13 protein-coding genes and 1 other RNA gene are annotated in these 13,549 nt (G+C 72.1%); 8 read left to right on the top strand and 6 right to left on the bottom strand.

All coding sequences use genetic code 11. The annotated features are described in order from the left end of the window. Positions 1–41: 41 nt before the first annotated feature. From epsC to NAMU_RS08340, 3 genes are all read right to left on the bottom strand, one after another. Complete coding sequence (epsC, locus tag NAMU_RS08330; protein WP_015746963.1) at positions 42–626, bottom strand: serine O-acetyltransferase EpsC; 585 nt, start codon at positions 624–626, stop codon at positions 42–44. Continuing rightward, positions 626–1,561 carry a cysteine synthase A gene (gene cysK, locus NAMU_RS08335; RefSeq protein ID WP_015746964.1) on the bottom strand — a complete coding sequence of 312 codons (936 nt, stop codon included), beginning with the start codon at positions 1,559–1,561 and terminating at the stop codon, positions 626–628. Before cysK ends, epsC begins: the two co-directional genes overlap by 1 nt. A gap of 87 nt (positions 1,562–1,648) precedes the next feature. After that, positions 1,649–2,908 carry a CpaF family protein gene (locus tag NAMU_RS08340; protein ID WP_015746965.1) on the bottom strand — a complete coding sequence of 420 codons (1,260 nt, stop codon included), beginning with the start codon at positions 2,906–2,908 and terminating at the stop codon, positions 1,649–1,651. Between the two features lie 153 nt (positions 2,909–3,061). Here NAMU_RS08340 and NAMU_RS08345 point away from each other — a divergent pair, with 153 nt between their 5' ends. Together NAMU_RS08345 and NAMU_RS08350 are read left to right on the top strand one after the other, a co-directional pair. Further along, the gene (locus NAMU_RS08345; RefSeq protein WP_015746966.1) at positions 3,062–4,558 is read left to right on the top strand and encodes a hypothetical protein; all 1,497 of its coding nucleotides are present in this window, start codon (positions 3,062–3,064) and stop codon (positions 4,556–4,558) included. A 4-nt stretch (positions 4,559–4,562) separates the two neighbouring features. Continuing rightward, positions 4,563–5,465 (top strand): alpha/beta fold hydrolase, encoded by a 903-nt coding sequence (locus NAMU_RS08350; RefSeq protein WP_015746967.1) that lies wholly within the window; start codon positions 4,563–4,565, stop codon positions 5,463–5,465. A 45-nt stretch (positions 5,466–5,510) separates the two neighbouring features. On the opposite strand, the gene NAMU_RS08355 is transcribed toward NAMU_RS08350, so the two are convergent. Further along, positions 5,511–6,509, bottom strand: a complete 999-nt coding sequence (locus NAMU_RS08355) for a phosphotransferase family protein (RefSeq protein WP_015746968.1) — start codon at positions 6,507–6,509, stop codon at positions 5,511–5,513. A 101-nt stretch (positions 6,510–6,610) separates the two neighbouring features. Between NAMU_RS08355 and hisN the strand changes: the two genes are divergently transcribed. The 5 genes from hisN (at position 6,611) to ssrA (ending at position 10,266) form a co-directional block, all read left to right on the top strand. Beyond that, entirely contained in the window at positions 6,611–7,423 is an 813-nt protein-coding gene (gene hisN, locus NAMU_RS08360; RefSeq protein WP_015746969.1) for a histidinol-phosphatase, read from the top strand. Positions 7,424–7,553: 130 nt separating this feature from the next. Then, positions 7,554–8,243, top strand: a complete 690-nt coding sequence (gene ftsE, locus NAMU_RS08365; RefSeq protein WP_015746970.1) for a cell division ATP-binding protein FtsE — start codon at positions 7,554–7,556, stop codon at positions 8,241–8,243. Between the two features lie 105 nt (positions 8,244–8,348). Next, on the top strand, positions 8,349–9,251 hold the full coding sequence (gene ftsX, locus NAMU_RS08370; RefSeq protein ID WP_015746971.1) for a permease-like cell division protein FtsX: 903 nt from the start codon (positions 8,349–8,351) through the stop codon (positions 9,249–9,251). An 81-nt stretch (positions 9,252–9,332) separates the two neighbouring features. Then, on the top strand, positions 9,333–9,836 hold the full coding sequence (gene smpB / locus NAMU_RS08375; RefSeq protein WP_015746972.1) for an SsrA-binding protein SmpB: 504 nt from the start codon (positions 9,333–9,335) through the stop codon (positions 9,834–9,836). A gap of 58 nt (positions 9,837–9,894) precedes the next feature. Beyond that, positions 9,895–10,266, top strand: a transfer-messenger RNA (tmRNA) gene (gene ssrA / locus NAMU_RS28130). A gap of 77 nt (positions 10,267–10,343) precedes the next feature. Here ssrA and NAMU_RS08380 read toward each other — a convergent pair. Further along, positions 10,344–10,910, bottom strand: coding sequence for a DUF1003 domain-containing protein (locus NAMU_RS08380; RefSeq protein WP_015746973.1), 567 nt, complete (start codon positions 10,908–10,910; stop codon positions 10,344–10,346). Beyond that, positions 10,903–12,198 (bottom strand): magnesium transporter MgtE N-terminal domain-containing protein, encoded by a 1,296-nt coding sequence (locus tag NAMU_RS08385; RefSeq protein WP_015746974.1) that lies wholly within the window; start codon positions 12,196–12,198, stop codon positions 10,903–10,905. The genes NAMU_RS08380 and NAMU_RS08385 overlap by 8 nt, the downstream gene beginning before the upstream one ends. A 181-nt stretch (positions 12,199–12,379) precedes the next feature. On the opposite strand from NAMU_RS08385, the gene NAMU_RS28135 reads away from it, so the two are divergent. After that, complete coding sequence (locus NAMU_RS28135) at positions 12,380–13,456, top strand: FKBP-type peptidyl-prolyl cis-trans isomerase (RefSeq protein ID WP_015746975.1); 1,077 nt, start codon at positions 12,380–12,382, stop codon at positions 13,454–13,456. The last annotated feature ends 93 nt before the right edge of the window (positions 13,457–13,549 follow it).

Consider the following 13,549-nt stretch of genomic DNA (forward strand, 5'->3'; position numbering starts at 1 on the left):
GCTCGTACCGCGCTCGATCCGGCTCGATCCGGCTCGCCTCCTCAGATGTAGATGGCCGGGTCGTCGGCGTAGGCGAGAGGGCTCACGGTGCCCGGGAGGGGCCGCAGCTTGGCCGGGATGCCGACGGCCAGGAACTCGGCGGGCACGTCGGTGATGACCACCGCGTTCGCGCCGACCTGGGCCCCGTCACCGATGGACACCGGGCCCAGGATCTTGGCCCCGGCGCCGACGGTCACCCGGTCGCCCAGCGTCGGATGCCGCTTGCCCGGCCGCATGGACCGGCCGCCCAGGGTCACCCCGTGGAACAGCAGCACGTCGTCGCCGACCTCCGCGGTCTCGCCAATCACCACGCCCATGCCGTGATCGATGAACAGCCGCCGGCCCAGCCGGGCCCCGGGGTGGATCTCGATCCCGGTGATCGCCCGCGCCAGCTGCGAGAGCAGCCGGGCCGGCAGCCGCAGGCCCGGGGTGTGCCACATCCGGTGCACCAGCCGGTGGCACCAGACGGCGTGCAGACCGGGGTAGCCCAGGGCGATCTCCACCAGCGAGCGTGCCGACGGGTCGCGTTCCCGGGCGGCCTGCAGATCCTCGCGGAGCAGGCCGACCGCGTCGGACAAACCGCCCATCAGTCCATCAAGTCTGAGTACAGCACCGAGGTGAGGTACCGCTCGCCGAAGGACGGGATGATCACCACGATCAGCTTGCCGGCGTTCTCCGGGCGGCCGGCGACCTGGATCGCCGCGTGGATCGCGGCGCCGGAGGAGATGCCGACCAGCAGTCCCTCCCGCTTGGCGGCGTCCCGGGCCACGGCCACGGCGGTCTCGGCGTCGACGTCGATGATCTCGTCGTAGACGGTCCGGTCCAGGATCTCGGGCACGAAGTTGGCGCCGATGCCCTGGATCTTGTGCGGGCCGGGGGCGCCGCCGTTGAGGATGGGCGACTCGGCCGGCTCGACGCCGATGATCTGCACCCCGGGCTTGCGCGCCTTGAGCACCTGTCCGACGCCGGTGATGGTGCCGCCGGTGCCGATGCCGGCGATTAGGATGTCGACCGCGCCGTCGGTGTCGTTCCAGATCTCCTCGGCCGTGGTGCGCCGGTGGATCTCGGGGTTGGCCGCGTTGGCGAACTGGCGGGCCAGGATCGCGCCGGGCCGCTCCGCGGCGATCTCCTGGGCCTTGTCGACGGCGCCCTTCATGCCCAGCGCGCCCGGGGTCAGGATCAGCTCCGCGCCGTAGGCCCGCAGCAGCGCCCGCCGCTCCTTGGACATCGTCTCGGGCATGGTCAGCACGACGTTGTAGCCGCGGGCCGCGCCGACGAAGGCCAGGGCGATGCCGGTGTTGCCACTGGTCGCCTCGACGATCGTGCCGCCGGGCGGCAGCTCGCCGGACTGCTCGGCCGCGTCCACGATGGCGACGCCGATGCGGTCCTTGACCGAGCTGGCCGGGTTGTAGAACTCCAGCTTGGCCACGACGGTGGCCCCGACCCCCTCGGTCAGCTTGTTGATCCGGACGAGCGGGGTGTTGCCGATCAACGCGGTGACGTCGTCGTAGATCTTTGCCATGAATCCTCCTGCGCCGCGCCGGCGGGGTGAGTGAGGCTGAGTGGAGCGGGGGGCCCGGTCAGGGCCCTGACCAATTTACGTGAATGGTCAATTGACCGATCGCGCGGCTGCGCGGGCCGGCGGGTCGCCGGCCAGCAGCGCGACCAGGTCGATGTCGTGCCGGGCGAACCGGTCCGGGTGCGGCGGGAAACCCTGGGCCCGGACCAGCGCGCCGGCGCGGGTGGTGAAGATGTCCTCGGTCTCCACCACGCCGCCCTCGACCCGGCCGGGCAGGGCGACGATCTCCCGGATCCGGCGCGAGCCGTCCGGCTCGACCCCGACCTGGACGACCAGATCGATGCAGGCGGCCACGGTCGGTACGACGAACGCGTCGGTGACGTTCTCGCCGGCCAGCAGCGGCAGCGTGCACAGCTTGACCACCGCCTCCCGGGCCGAGTTGGCGTGCACCGAGCACATCCCCGGCAGCCCCGAGTTCAGCGCGATCAGCAGATCGAGGGACTCCTCCTGGCGGACCTCGCCGACGATCAGCCGGCTGGGCCGCATCCGCAGCGCCTCCTTGACCAGCCGGCGCAGCCGGATCTCGCCGTGCCCCTCCAGGTTGGGCTGGCGGGTCTGCATGGCCACCACGTCGGGCAGATTGGGGCGCAGCTCGAACACCTCTTCACAGGTGATCACCCGCTCCCGGGCCGGGATCGAGTTGATCAGGGTGTTGAGCAGGGTCGTCTTCCCGGCCTGGGTGCCGCCGGCGACGATGATGTTGAGCCCGGCAGCAACCGCGCCCTCCAGGAACCGGGCCGCGTGCGGGGTGATGGTGCCCAGCGCGACCAGGTCCTCCAGGCCGTTGGCGGCGACCACGAACTTGCGGATGTTCAGACTCAGGTGCTCGCGGGTGATGTCCGGGATGACCGCGTGCAGCCGGCTGCCGTCGGGAAGCAGGGCATCGACGAACGGCGAGGACAGGTCCAGCCGGCGGCCCGAGGGCTTGAGCATGCGCTCGACCAGGTCGCGGACGTCCTGGGCGGAGAGCACGACGGTGGTCAGCTCGGAGCGGCCGTGCCGGGCGATGAACACCCGGCCGGGCTGGTTGATCCAGATCTCCTCGATCGCCGGGTCGTCGAGGAACTTCTGCAGCGGGCCGAGCCCGGCCAGGGCGTCGAACACGTGCCGCATGGTGCCGCTGCGGTCCAGCAGCGGCGGCAGCGCCGAGACCGGGACGCGTTCCTCGTAGTGGGCGACCACCTCGTCGATCAGCAGCCGGGTGGCCCGGTGGTCGGTGACCGGGTCGATGCCGCGGCGCCGGATCAGCTCGCGCACCTCGTCCTGGATGTGGTCGGTGGCGGTCAGCACGGCCGTGACGTCCCTTCCCCGGTGGATGCGCGACGCGCACGACGGTAGCCGGTACCGGCCGGGCCCGGCTCGAGTTGTCCACACCGAGTTGTCGCTACCGAGTTGTCCACACCGGGCCGGGCACCCGGGAGGCCGGCATGCCAAGGTGCTGCCATGACGCTGGCCGAACTTCCGGACGGGCTGGACCGGCTAGCCCGTGCGCTGCACCACTCCTATGTGCGCCGGCACGCCCGCGGGGCGGTGCGCCGGGGCCGGTGGGCCGTGCTGACCCGCAGCGCGGTGGGCCTGCTGATCGTGGGGCTGCTGGTGGTCGGGCTGGCCCAGGATCCGCCCGAGCAGTGCGCCCCGGTGCAGCTGGAGGTGCAGGCCGGCGACGATCAGAGCGCGGCCGCGGCGGCCGGGTCGGTGGTCCTGGTGCTGCTGTGGTGGGTGGCGGCGATCGTCGTCGCGTTCCTGGCGATCCGCCGGGTGGTGCGCAGCGGCCAACGACGATCGCTGTGGACGTCGGCGAACTGGCACCGGCGAATCCAGGGCGCGGTCGCCTCGATTGTCGGCAAGACGCTGCTGATCGGTGTGCTGGTTGCGGTGCTGGGGGTCACCGCCGCCGGCCGCTGCGAGGTGCCGGACTGGTTCGGGGTCATCCTGTCCGGCGCGATGTTCGTGGGTCTGCTGCTGGCCGTGCTCGGCTCGGCGGTGGCCACCGAGGCCGGCTGGGTCGGCTTCGCGCTGGTGGTGGTCGTCGACCTGCTCAGTGCCGCGTTGCTGGCCGGGTACGCGGTGCTCGACCCGGACGGGGCCGGCCTAGCGCTGGTCGGGGCGGTGGCCTTCACCATCCACGCCAGCTGCACCGCGGTCGCCACCCGGTGGTCGTTCGTCGTGGCCACTACCCCGGGGGCGCGGGTCGACGACCGGGCCAAGGCCGGCGAGACCGGCCGCTCGCTGTGCGCGTTGTGGGTGCTGCTGCTGATCGCCACGCTGGTCGTCATCGTCAACGAGTCGCTGCTGGATCGGGCACTGTCCTTCCTGACCAGCCCGGTGATCGTCGCGCTCACCCTGGGCGCGCTGGCGGTGACCCTGGGCGGCGGTCACACCAAGTTCGTCGAGGGCCGCGAGGCGGCCCGCCGGCGGGCCCGGGATCGGCGGGCGTCGGCGTGCACGCCGGACCGCCGGGAGGATCTGATCCCGCGGATTGCCGCCCGGATGATCGCCGCCTGCGGCCCGTTGCCGACCCGCGAGCTGGCCGCCGGGATCAACCGGGTGGCCGATTTCCGGTTGGGCGACCGGCAGCTGCGCCGTGAGCTGGCCAGCGACCTTCTCGCCCGCGGGCACGCCGACGGGCCGGCCGACCGGCCCGCCGACAGCTGGACGTTGCGCCCGGAGACCGACCCGGCCGCGGTCGGCTGGCCGACCGACCGGGCGCTGCTCGCGCTGGTCGAGCGGGCCGGCCGGCCGAGATTCGGCCGGGCCGAGCTGGCCGGGTTACTGGAACGGGCCGGCTACCGCGGCCTGGACGACGGCGACTACGCGGTGGACACCCATCCGCTGGTCCGGCCGCACGGCCGGCGGTGGCGTCGCACCTACTCGGTGCTCGACGTCACAGACCGCGGGCCGGCCGGCGCGGGCGGACCGCCGGCCGGGTTGATTCACTGACCGGGTGGACGAGAGCCGCGACACGATCGGCCGGGCCTCGGTGAACGGAATCACCCTGGCCCACCAGAGCTTCGGCGATCCCGGGGACGTGCCGATCCTGCTGGTCATGGGCCTGGGCACGCAGATGCTCGGCTGGCCGGACGAGTTCTGTGCGCTGCTGGCCGCGGCCGGGCATCACGTCACCCGGTTCGACAACCGCGACGTCGGGCTGTCCACCCATCTGGACGAGCTGCCGCCCGGCCAGCCGGTCTCCGCGTTCCTGGGCCGGCGCCCGCCCTACCGGCTGACGGACATGGCCCAGGACGCGGCCGAGCTGATCGGCGCGCTCGGGCACGCGAGCATGCACGTGGTCGGGCTGTCCATGGGTGGCTGCATCAGCCAGGTGCTCACCCTGGAACACCCGCACCGGGTGCGCAGCCTGACCTCGATGTCTTCGACCACCGGGTCCCGGCGGGTGGGTCGCCCCCGGTTGGACATCGCCCGCCGGATGGTCGCCCAGAAGCCGGCGGCGACCCGGGCGGAGGTGATCGAGCTGGCCCTGACCAACTGGCGGCAGACGGGATCACCCGGGTACCCGTTCGACGAGCACCGGCAGCGCCGCCGGGCCGCGCTGTCCTACGACCGCTGCTACGACCCGGCCGGCGGGGCCCGTCAGTTCGCGGCGTTGCTGGCCGCGCCCGACCGGACCGCGGCGCTGGCCGGGGTCGGCGTGCCCACCCTGGTGCTGCACGGCGAGGCGGACCCGCTGATCGGCGTCTCCGGCGGCCGGGCCACGGCCGCGGCGGTGCCGGGAGCGCGCCTGGTCACCTTCCCCGGGATGGGCCACGACCTGCCCGAGGCGTTGTGGCCGGAGTTCGTCGCGCAGATCGGCCGGACCGTCGCGCAGGGTGAGGCGGACCGGGCCTGAGCGGCGTCGGCCAGGGAGCTCAGCCGGCCAGCTCAGTCGGCCAGCTCACTCGGCCAGGTAGTGCTGCGCGTCCAGCGCCTCGTGCTCCCACCAGGCCAGCTCGTCGTCGTACCCGCCGAGCGCCTTCTCCCATCCGAACTGGACCAGGGCGCCGAGCAGGCACAGCCCCAGCTGCCGGTCCCACCACGGTTCGGTGTCCACCCCGTGGGCGGTCAGGGCGGCCCGGTAGTCGCCGATCGCGGCCCGCTTGGACTGCGGCAGGCGGCGGCAGTTGATGGCCAGGTACCAGGCCAGATCGCTGCAGGCGGCGCCGATCCCGGGCAGCTCCCAGTCCAGCAGCACGGTCCGGCCCCGGTCGTCGAGCCCGAGGTTGTCCAGCTTCCAGTTGCCGTGCACGAAGGTGCGCGGGGTCCGGGCCAGGGCGGCGACCAACGGTCCGGGGTCCAGGGCCAGCGGGCCCACGATCGCCGCCGCTCGCGGGGCGACCTGGGGCAGCGCCCGCCACCCCCGCTCGATCAGCCGCGGCACGAGCGCGTCGGCGCCGATCGCGGCCTGCGCCTGCGCCGTCCACGGTGACAGCTCCAGGTACCGGTGCAGCTCGGGCACGATGGCGAACTCCGGGCCGGGCGCCCACAGCGAGGCGTGCAGGGCGGCCAGGTGGGTCAGTTGCCGTTGGTGCACGCTCAGCGGGATCGGGCTGTCCACCGCCGGCACCAGCCACCGCCCGACGTCGTGCATCAGCACCGCGGTTCGCCACCGGCCCCAGGTTCCTTCGTGGGCGACCCCGACGATGGGCTGGTTGAGGCAGTCGGGCAGCCGGTCCAGGATCCCGCGCCGCCACAGCGGCACCACCGGGCCGCCGAGCACCCCGGAGGCCTGCTGGGTCCAGTCGGAACGCTCGTCGATGATCTTGACGACGTACGGCACGCCGTCGCGGGTGCCCCGGCTCAACCGCGCCCCGGACTTGCCGGGGGCGTCGGCCAGGGGCTCCAGGTCGTGCAGGCCCTGGAGCAGCTCGGCGATGCGAGTCAGGACGACGGGCATGACCGGCCTCCGGCAGACTGGACCGCGCGCTGGGGAAAACGGCTAAACGGACAAATTTTGTGGTTTCAGACTAGCCCGAGCGGCACCTTTACAGTGACCCGGTGCCCGTGACTGACGATGTGGACCGCGATCTGGCCCTGGCCCTGGACCTGGCCGATCTGGCCGACGAGATCAGCCTGCCCCGCTTCGGGGCGGCCGACCTGCAGGTCACCGCCAAGCCGGACCTGACCCCGGTCTCGGACGCGGATCTGGCGGTGGAGACCGCGCTGCGCGAGCGGATCGCGCGGGAGCGGCCCGACGACGTCGTCGTCGGCGAGGAGTTCGGCGGAGCCGACCGCCCGGCCACCGGGCGCCGCTGGATCATCGACCCGATCGACGGGACCAAGAACTTCGTCCGCGGGGTGCCGGTGTGGGCGACGCTGATCGCCCTGATCGACCCGGCCGTGCACGCGGACCGGCCGGCGGTGGGTGTCGTGTCCGCGCCGGCGCTGGCCCGGCGCTGGTGGGCGGCCGCCGGCGGGGGTGCGCACGCCCGGTTCGCCGGCGGGCCGGCCCGGCGCTGCCGGGTGTCCGGGGTGAGCCGTCTGGCGGACGCGTCGCTGTCGTATTCCGAGCCGGGGGAGTGGCAGGCCGCGGGCCGGCTGCGGCCCTTCCAGACCCTGGTGCAACGCTGCTGGCGGACCCGCGCCTACGGCGATTTCTGGTCCTACCTGCTGGTCGCCGAGGGAGCGGTGGACATCGCCGCCGAACCCGACCTGAGCCTGTGGGACGTGGCCGCGCTGATCCCGATCGTGGTCGAGGCCGGGGGTCGATTCACGGCAATCGACGGTCAGCCATCCGGCGGCAGCGGCGGGAGCGCCTTGGCCACGAATGGCCTCCTGCATCCGGAGGTCATCTCGCTGCTGACCGGGTGAACCACACCCGGGTGGGTGATGCGGCGAGGCGAAGAAATCGTCGCAACGGCGGATCGACGACGAAAGTCACTTGTCGTTTTGGTGGTGCGATCACAGACCGATAACTCTTTTGCCTTTAGACTCCGTCGTTGTGATTCATGCGTCCAAGGTCAGCAAGCAGTACAAGGCCTCGACCCGGCCTGCGCTCGACGAGATCAACATCGACGTCGACAAGGGTGAGTTCGCCTTCGTCATCGGCCCGTCCGGCTCGGGCAAGTCGACGCTGCTGCGCCTTCTGATCAGGGAGGACGTGCCCACCGGGGGCGAACTCGAGGTCAACGGCGAGGACCTGGTGCACATGCGCCGGGGCAAGGTCGCCGCGCACCGGCGCAAGCTCGGCTGTGTCTTCCAGGACTTCCGGTTGCTGACGAACCGGACGGTCGAGCAGAACGTCGGGTTCGCGCTGGAGGTGATCGGCCGGTCCCGGGCCTCCATCAAGCAGACGGTGCCCGAGGTGCTGGAGATGGTCGGGCTGGAGGGCAAGGCCAACCGCATGCCCAACGAGCTCTCCGGCGGCGAGCAGCAGCGGGTGGCGATCGCCCGGGCGTTCGCCAACCGGCCCATCCTGCTGCTGGCCGACGAGCCGACCGGCAACCTGGACCCGGACACCAGCGCCGACATCATGCTGTTGCTGGAGCGGATCAACCGGACCGGCACGACGGTGCTGATGGCCACCCACGACAACACCATCGTGGACTCGATGCGCCGGCGGGTGATCGAACTGCAGCTGGGCAAGGTCGTGCGGGACGAGGCCCGCGGCGTGTACGGCGTCGGCCGCTAGGCCCGCCCACCGCCGCCCCGCCCCCCGCCCCCCGCCCACCTGGCCCCGCCTCACCGAACCGCCAGCACCCAGCCTGCAGCACTGCGCCGCAGACGAGAGGAACCCATGCGCGCCGGATTTGTCGTCACCGAAGTCCTCGTCGGATTTCGGCGCAACATCACCATGACCATCGCGATGATCCTGACCACCGCGATCTCCCTCGGCCTGCTCGGCGGCGGCCTGATCATCGCGCGGATGACCGACCAGATGCGCGACATCTACGGTGACAAGGTCGAGGTGACGATCTACCTCACCCCCGACATCTCCGCGCAGGACCCGGATTGCCGGCAGTCGCCCTGCCAGGACATCAGCCAGGCGCTGCAGGCCAACAGCGACGTCGAGACCGTCGACTTCGAGAGCCAGGCCGCCGCCTACGAGCGGTACAAGCAGCAGTTCGCCGGCCAGCCCGAGCTACTGGAGATCGGCTCGCCCGAGGCGCTGTCCGCGTCCTTCCACGTCAAGCTCTACGACCCGCAGCGCTACCGGGTCATCTCCGAACAGTTCTCCGGCCAGCCCGGCGTGCAGTCGGTGGCCGACCAGAGCGCGTTCCTGGACCGGCTGTTCAGCCTGCTCAACGGCGTGCGCAACGCGACCATCATCGTCGCCCTGATCCAGGCGCTGGCCGCCCTGCTGCTGATCTCCAACATGGTTCAGGTCGCCGCCTACACCCGCCGGACCGAGACCTCGATCATGCGGTTGGTCGGGGCGTCCCGCTGGCGCACCCAGCTGCCGTTCATGCTCGAGGCGGTCATCGCCGGTGTGGTCGGCGCGGCTTTGGCCATCGGCGGGTTGGTGGCCGCGAAGTTCCTGTTCGTGGACCAGGCCCTCGGGCCGGTGATCCGGTCGGGGATCCTGCCGGAGATCGACACCGCCACCCTGGTCTGGGTCTCGCCGATCCTGCTGGCCGCCGGTGGCGGTCTGGCCGCCATCTCCGCGTACGTCACCCTGCGGCTGTACGTGCGGTTGTAGCGACCGGGGAGCGGGGCGAGGTGCGCTGTGGGCTAATCCGGTGTCCGCCCGGGCCCCGGTCCGCCTACTGTTGACGGCGCCATGAACAAGATCGCCAAGACCCAGAGCAGCAACCGGCCGACCGGCCGGCAGATCATCGCGTCCAATCGCAAGGCCCGGCACGACTACGAGATCCTGGACACCTACGAGGCCGGGATCTCGTTGACCGGCACCGAGGTCAAGTCCTGCCGGGCCGGCCGGGCGACCCTGGTCGACGGCTACGCCACGATCAGCGAGGACGAGGTGTGGCTGCGCGGGGTGCACATCGCCGAGTACGCCGAGGGCACCTGGACCAACCATGCGCCGCGCCGGGCCCGCAAGCTGCTGCTGCACCGCTCCGAGATCCTCAAGCTGACCAGCAAGATGCGCGAGAGCGGAACCGCGTTGATCCCGCTGTCGCTGTACTTCAGCAACGGCCGGGTCAAGGTCGAGCTGGGCCTGGCCCGCGGCAAGCGCGAGTACGACAAGCGGCAGAGCATCGCCAAGCGGGACGCCGACCGGGAGCTGGAGCGTTACGCCGGCCGCCGGGCCAAGGGCCGCGTCTGAAATCGAGCCGCCGCCGGCCCGGCCACCAGGTAGACTGGAGCACGCTGTTCCTCCCCTCGGGGGTGATCGGTTTCGACAGCGTGAGTCGAGTGAGGTGAAGCGGGCCGAGGAAGGCAACGATGATCTCGTTAACCATCCGTTGCAAAAAAATCAAGTGCCGATTCCAAGCGCACTGAGTTCGCCCTCGCCGCCTGAGCGAGTAAGAACTCCGTCAGACCGGGAGTCCTCCGACCCGGAGCCTGACGTCAGCTAGGAGGATCACCGAGAGGCCCGGTCGCGGGGCCTTGAGGGACATCAAACAGCGACTGGGCCCGTCACACCGTGGTGTCCGTGACAGCGGTGGGGTCAAGTAGAGACATAACGGACTGCGCCCGGAGAAGCCCTCGCAAGGCCACGGTGGACGCGGGTTCAATTCCCGCCACCTCCACGTGTGATGCACGTGACGACAAGGGCCCCGCCTGATCAGGCGGGGCCCTTGTCGCGTTCCGGGATCAGTTCGGCTCGGGGTCAGGCCGGCGGCTCGGCCCGCTCCCCAGGGGGCTTGGGCCGGCTCTTGCGCTTGTCCGGCCGCTTGCCGGTCTTGTCCCGCGGCGGATCGCCGCGCTCGGGCTCCTCCAGGTCCTCCCGGAGCCGTTCCAGCTCGCCGCGCAGGTAATCCCGGGTGGCGACCTCACCGATGGCCACCCGCAGGGCGGCCAGCTCACGGGCGATGAACTCGGTGTCCTCCTTGGTCTGCGCGGCGCGCGAGCGGTCCTCCTCCAGCGAGATCCGGTCCCGGTCGTCCTGCCGGTTCTGGGCCAGCAGGATCAGCGGCGCCGCGTAGGCGGCCTGCGTGGAAAAGGCCAGGTTGAGCAGGATGAACGGGTAGGGGTCCCACTGGTAGCTGACCGCGAACAGGTTCAGCGCGATCCAGATGATCACCACCAGGGTCTGCCAGAACAGGAACGTGCCGGTGCCCAGGAACCGGGCCAGCCGTTCGGAGAGCCGGCCGAAGGTCTCCGGGTCGATCTCCATGGAGAACCGGCGGCTGCTGCGCGGCTGGTCCAACCGGCGCCGGGTCGGTGATTCAGCCATTGCCCACCCCGCGCGCGGCCGGCGCCGGCTCGTCCTCGTCCAGCCCGTCGTCGCGCCAGTTGTCCGGCAGCAGGTGATCGAGCACGTCGTCCACGGTGACCGCGCCGAGCAGGTGTTCCTCGTCGTCGACCACCGGCGCGCAGACCAGGTTGTAGGAGGCGAAGAACCGGGTCACGTCGGCCAGCGAGGCGTCGGGGCGCAGCCGCGACATCTCCGCGTCCAGGGCGCCGGCAACCAGTTCGAACGGTGGCTCGCGCAGCAGCCGCTGGGTGTGCACGCAGCCCAGGTACCGGCCGGTGGGGGTGGCCTGCGGGGGGCGGGCGACGAAGACCATCGAGGCCAGCGCGGGGGTCAGGTCGGGGGAGCGGACCCGGGCCAGCGCCTCGGCGATCGTGGCGTCGGGGGTGAGCACCACCGGTTCGGGGGTCATCAGACCACCGGCCGACTCGGAGGAGTACTGCAGCAGCCGGCGCACCGGGGCCGACTCCTCGGGCTCCATCAGGCCCAGCAGTCGCTCCTGGATCCCGGCGGGCAGTTCGGAGAGCAGGTCGGCGGCGTCGTCGGGTTCCATCGCCTCCAGGATGTCCGCGGCCCTGGCCTCGTCCAGGTGGGCCAGGATCTCCTTCTGGTCGTCCTCGGACAGCTCCTGGATGATGTCGGCGAGCCGGTCGTCGTCCATCGCGTCGGCGACCTCGTAGCGCAGCGCCGCGTCCAGCTCGCGCAGGATCACCGCGGCGTCGGCGGCCCGCAGGCCGTCCATCTGGGCCAGCACCTGCTGGGAGCCGCGGATCGCCTGCCCGGTCAGCTCGGCCGGCCCGAGCCCGCGCAGATCCTGCCAGCCGACCACCTGGATGGGGGCGCGCCGCACGATCCGCCGGGTCTTCTCGCGCACCGCGACCCGGGAGACTACCCAGTCCCGGCTCCGGGTGCGTTCCATCGCCGCGTCGACCACGACGGCCGCGCTGGCGGTCGTGGTCAGCTGGACCGGGACGCCGAGCAGCTGGCCGATCAACCGCAGCTCCAGCGGCCGCTGCTCGAACCGGCGCATGCTCACCGATCCGCTGGACAGGGCCACCGCGTGCGACTCCAGGCTGCCCACCCGCAACATCGGCACGAAGATCGGGCGGCGGGTGAGCAGCTCGACGACCAGGCCGAGCACCCGGGGCGGCTTGCGGTCCAGGCGCAGCGCCACCACGATGTCGCGCACCTTGCCGATCGATTCGCCGCCCGGCCCGAATACCGGCAGTCCGGCCAGCTGGGCGACGAAGACTCTGGTGGAGGGTGGCACGTGCTCAGGTTAGGGGCCGCCGCGGCCGACGCCGCACGGCCCCTGAATCCACGGCGGTGCCGCGGCGATTCCCAGCGTCCTCACATGGCGGGCCCACGCCGGGCGGACAGCTCAGATCAGTAGGGTGGCCTGTTGCCGCCTGCGGCTCGATTCCCTGACTCCTGACCTGAGGAAGACCCCGATGCGCCTCCGCGTCCTTGTCCTTGCCCTGCCCCTGGCGGTCGGCGTCCTGCTCGCCGGCTGTGGTTCCGGGTCGGACACGACGTCGTCGCCCAGCGCGTCGGCCTCGACCACGGCGGCCACTCTCGGCCCGACGGTGCCGGCGGCCACGGCCGTGGCCGCGGCCGTGCCGGCCGATCAGCTGCCCACCGCCAGCGGCGCGTTCGGTGAGAAGCCGACCATCACCTTCCCGTCCTCCTACCCGCCGCCGAGCCTGCAGCGGGTCATCCTGTCCGAAGGCACCGGCCCGGTCACCCAGAGCGGTGACTGGCTGATCACCAACTACCTGGGTCAGGTGTGGGGCGGGTCGGTCTTCGACAACTCCTACGACCGCGGGGCCACCTCGGCCTTCCAGATCGGCGTCGGCAAGGTGGTGCCCGGGTGGGACGTCGGCCTGGTCGGCGTTCCGGTGGGCAGCCGGGTGATGCTGTCCCTGCCGCCGGCCGACGGCTACGGCAGCAAGGGCAACAGCAGCGCCGGCATCACCGGCACCGACACCCTGGTCTTCGTCGTTGACATCGTCGACGCGGTCGGCGCCGCGGCCTCCGGGCAGGCCGACGCCGAGGTCCAGCCGGCCCCGGCGAACGCGCCGCAGGTCAGCGGCGATCTGGGCGGTCCGGCCACGGTGAGCGTGCCGGCCGGCACCCCGGAGCCGACGACGCCGACGGTGACCGTGCTGGCCAAGGGCACCGGGGCGCCGATCCAGCTCGGCCAGGTGCTGGTCCAGTACTCCGCGGTGACCTGGACCGGTGAGGACGCCGGGTCGACCTGGACCACCGGGGCCGCCGCCGGCGGTGGGCCGCAGGAGCTGCCGGTCGCCACCGGGGGACCGTTCGAGGGGCTGACCGGCGTGCCGCTGGGCAGCCGGGTGCTCGTGCAGATCCCGGGCCAGACCGACGCCTCCACCGGTCAGGCCCAGCCGGCCATCGCCGCGGTGGTCGACGTGCTGGTGCAGACCACGGTGACCCCGGCCACGGCGACCTCCGGATCGGCCGCGCCCAGTAGCGCGGCGAGCGGCAGCGTGGCCCCGACCAGCTGACCCGCGCCGGACCGGCCTCGGCCCCGGCCCCGACCGGGGTCGGGGCCGGCCCGGGGCTCGGCGGCGCGGCCGGGACTCACTGCCGGGCCTCAC

The sequence above is a fragment of the Nakamurella multipartita DSM 44233 genome, assembly GCF_000024365.1.
Taxonomy (GTDB): domain Bacteria; phylum Actinomycetota; class Actinomycetes; order Mycobacteriales; family Nakamurellaceae; genus Nakamurella; species Nakamurella multipartita.

Excerpts from the sequence above, each read along its gene's own strand:
- epsC (WP_015746963.1), bottom strand. The coding sequence starts at position 626 with ATGGGCGGTTTGTCCGACGCGGTCGGCCTGCTCCGCGAGGATCTGCAG.
- cysK (WP_015746964.1), bottom strand. The coding sequence starts at position 1,561 with ATGGCAAAGATCTACGACGACGTCACCGCGTTGATCGGCAACACCCCG.
- NAMU_RS08345 (WP_015746966.1), top strand. The coding sequence starts at position 3,062 with ATGACGCTGGCCGAACTTCCGGACGGGCTGGACCGGCTAGCCCGTGCG.
- NAMU_RS08355 (WP_015746968.1), bottom strand. The coding sequence starts at position 6,509 with ATGCCCGTCGTCCTGACTCGCATCGCCGAGCTGCTCCAGGGCCTGCAC.
- ftsX (WP_015746971.1), top strand. The coding sequence starts at position 8,349 with ATGCGCGCCGGATTTGTCGTCACCGAAGTCCTCGTCGGATTTCGGCGC.
- smpB (WP_015746972.1), top strand. The coding sequence starts at position 9,333 with ATGAACAAGATCGCCAAGACCCAGAGCAGCAACCGGCCGACCGGCCGG.
- NAMU_RS08380 (WP_015746973.1), bottom strand. The coding sequence starts at position 10,910 with ATGGCTGAATCACCGACCCGGCGCCGGTTGGACCAGCCGCGCAGCAGC.
- NAMU_RS28135 (WP_015746975.1), top strand. The coding sequence starts at position 12,380 with ATGCGCCTCCGCGTCCTTGTCCTTGCCCTGCCCCTGGCGGTCGGCGTC.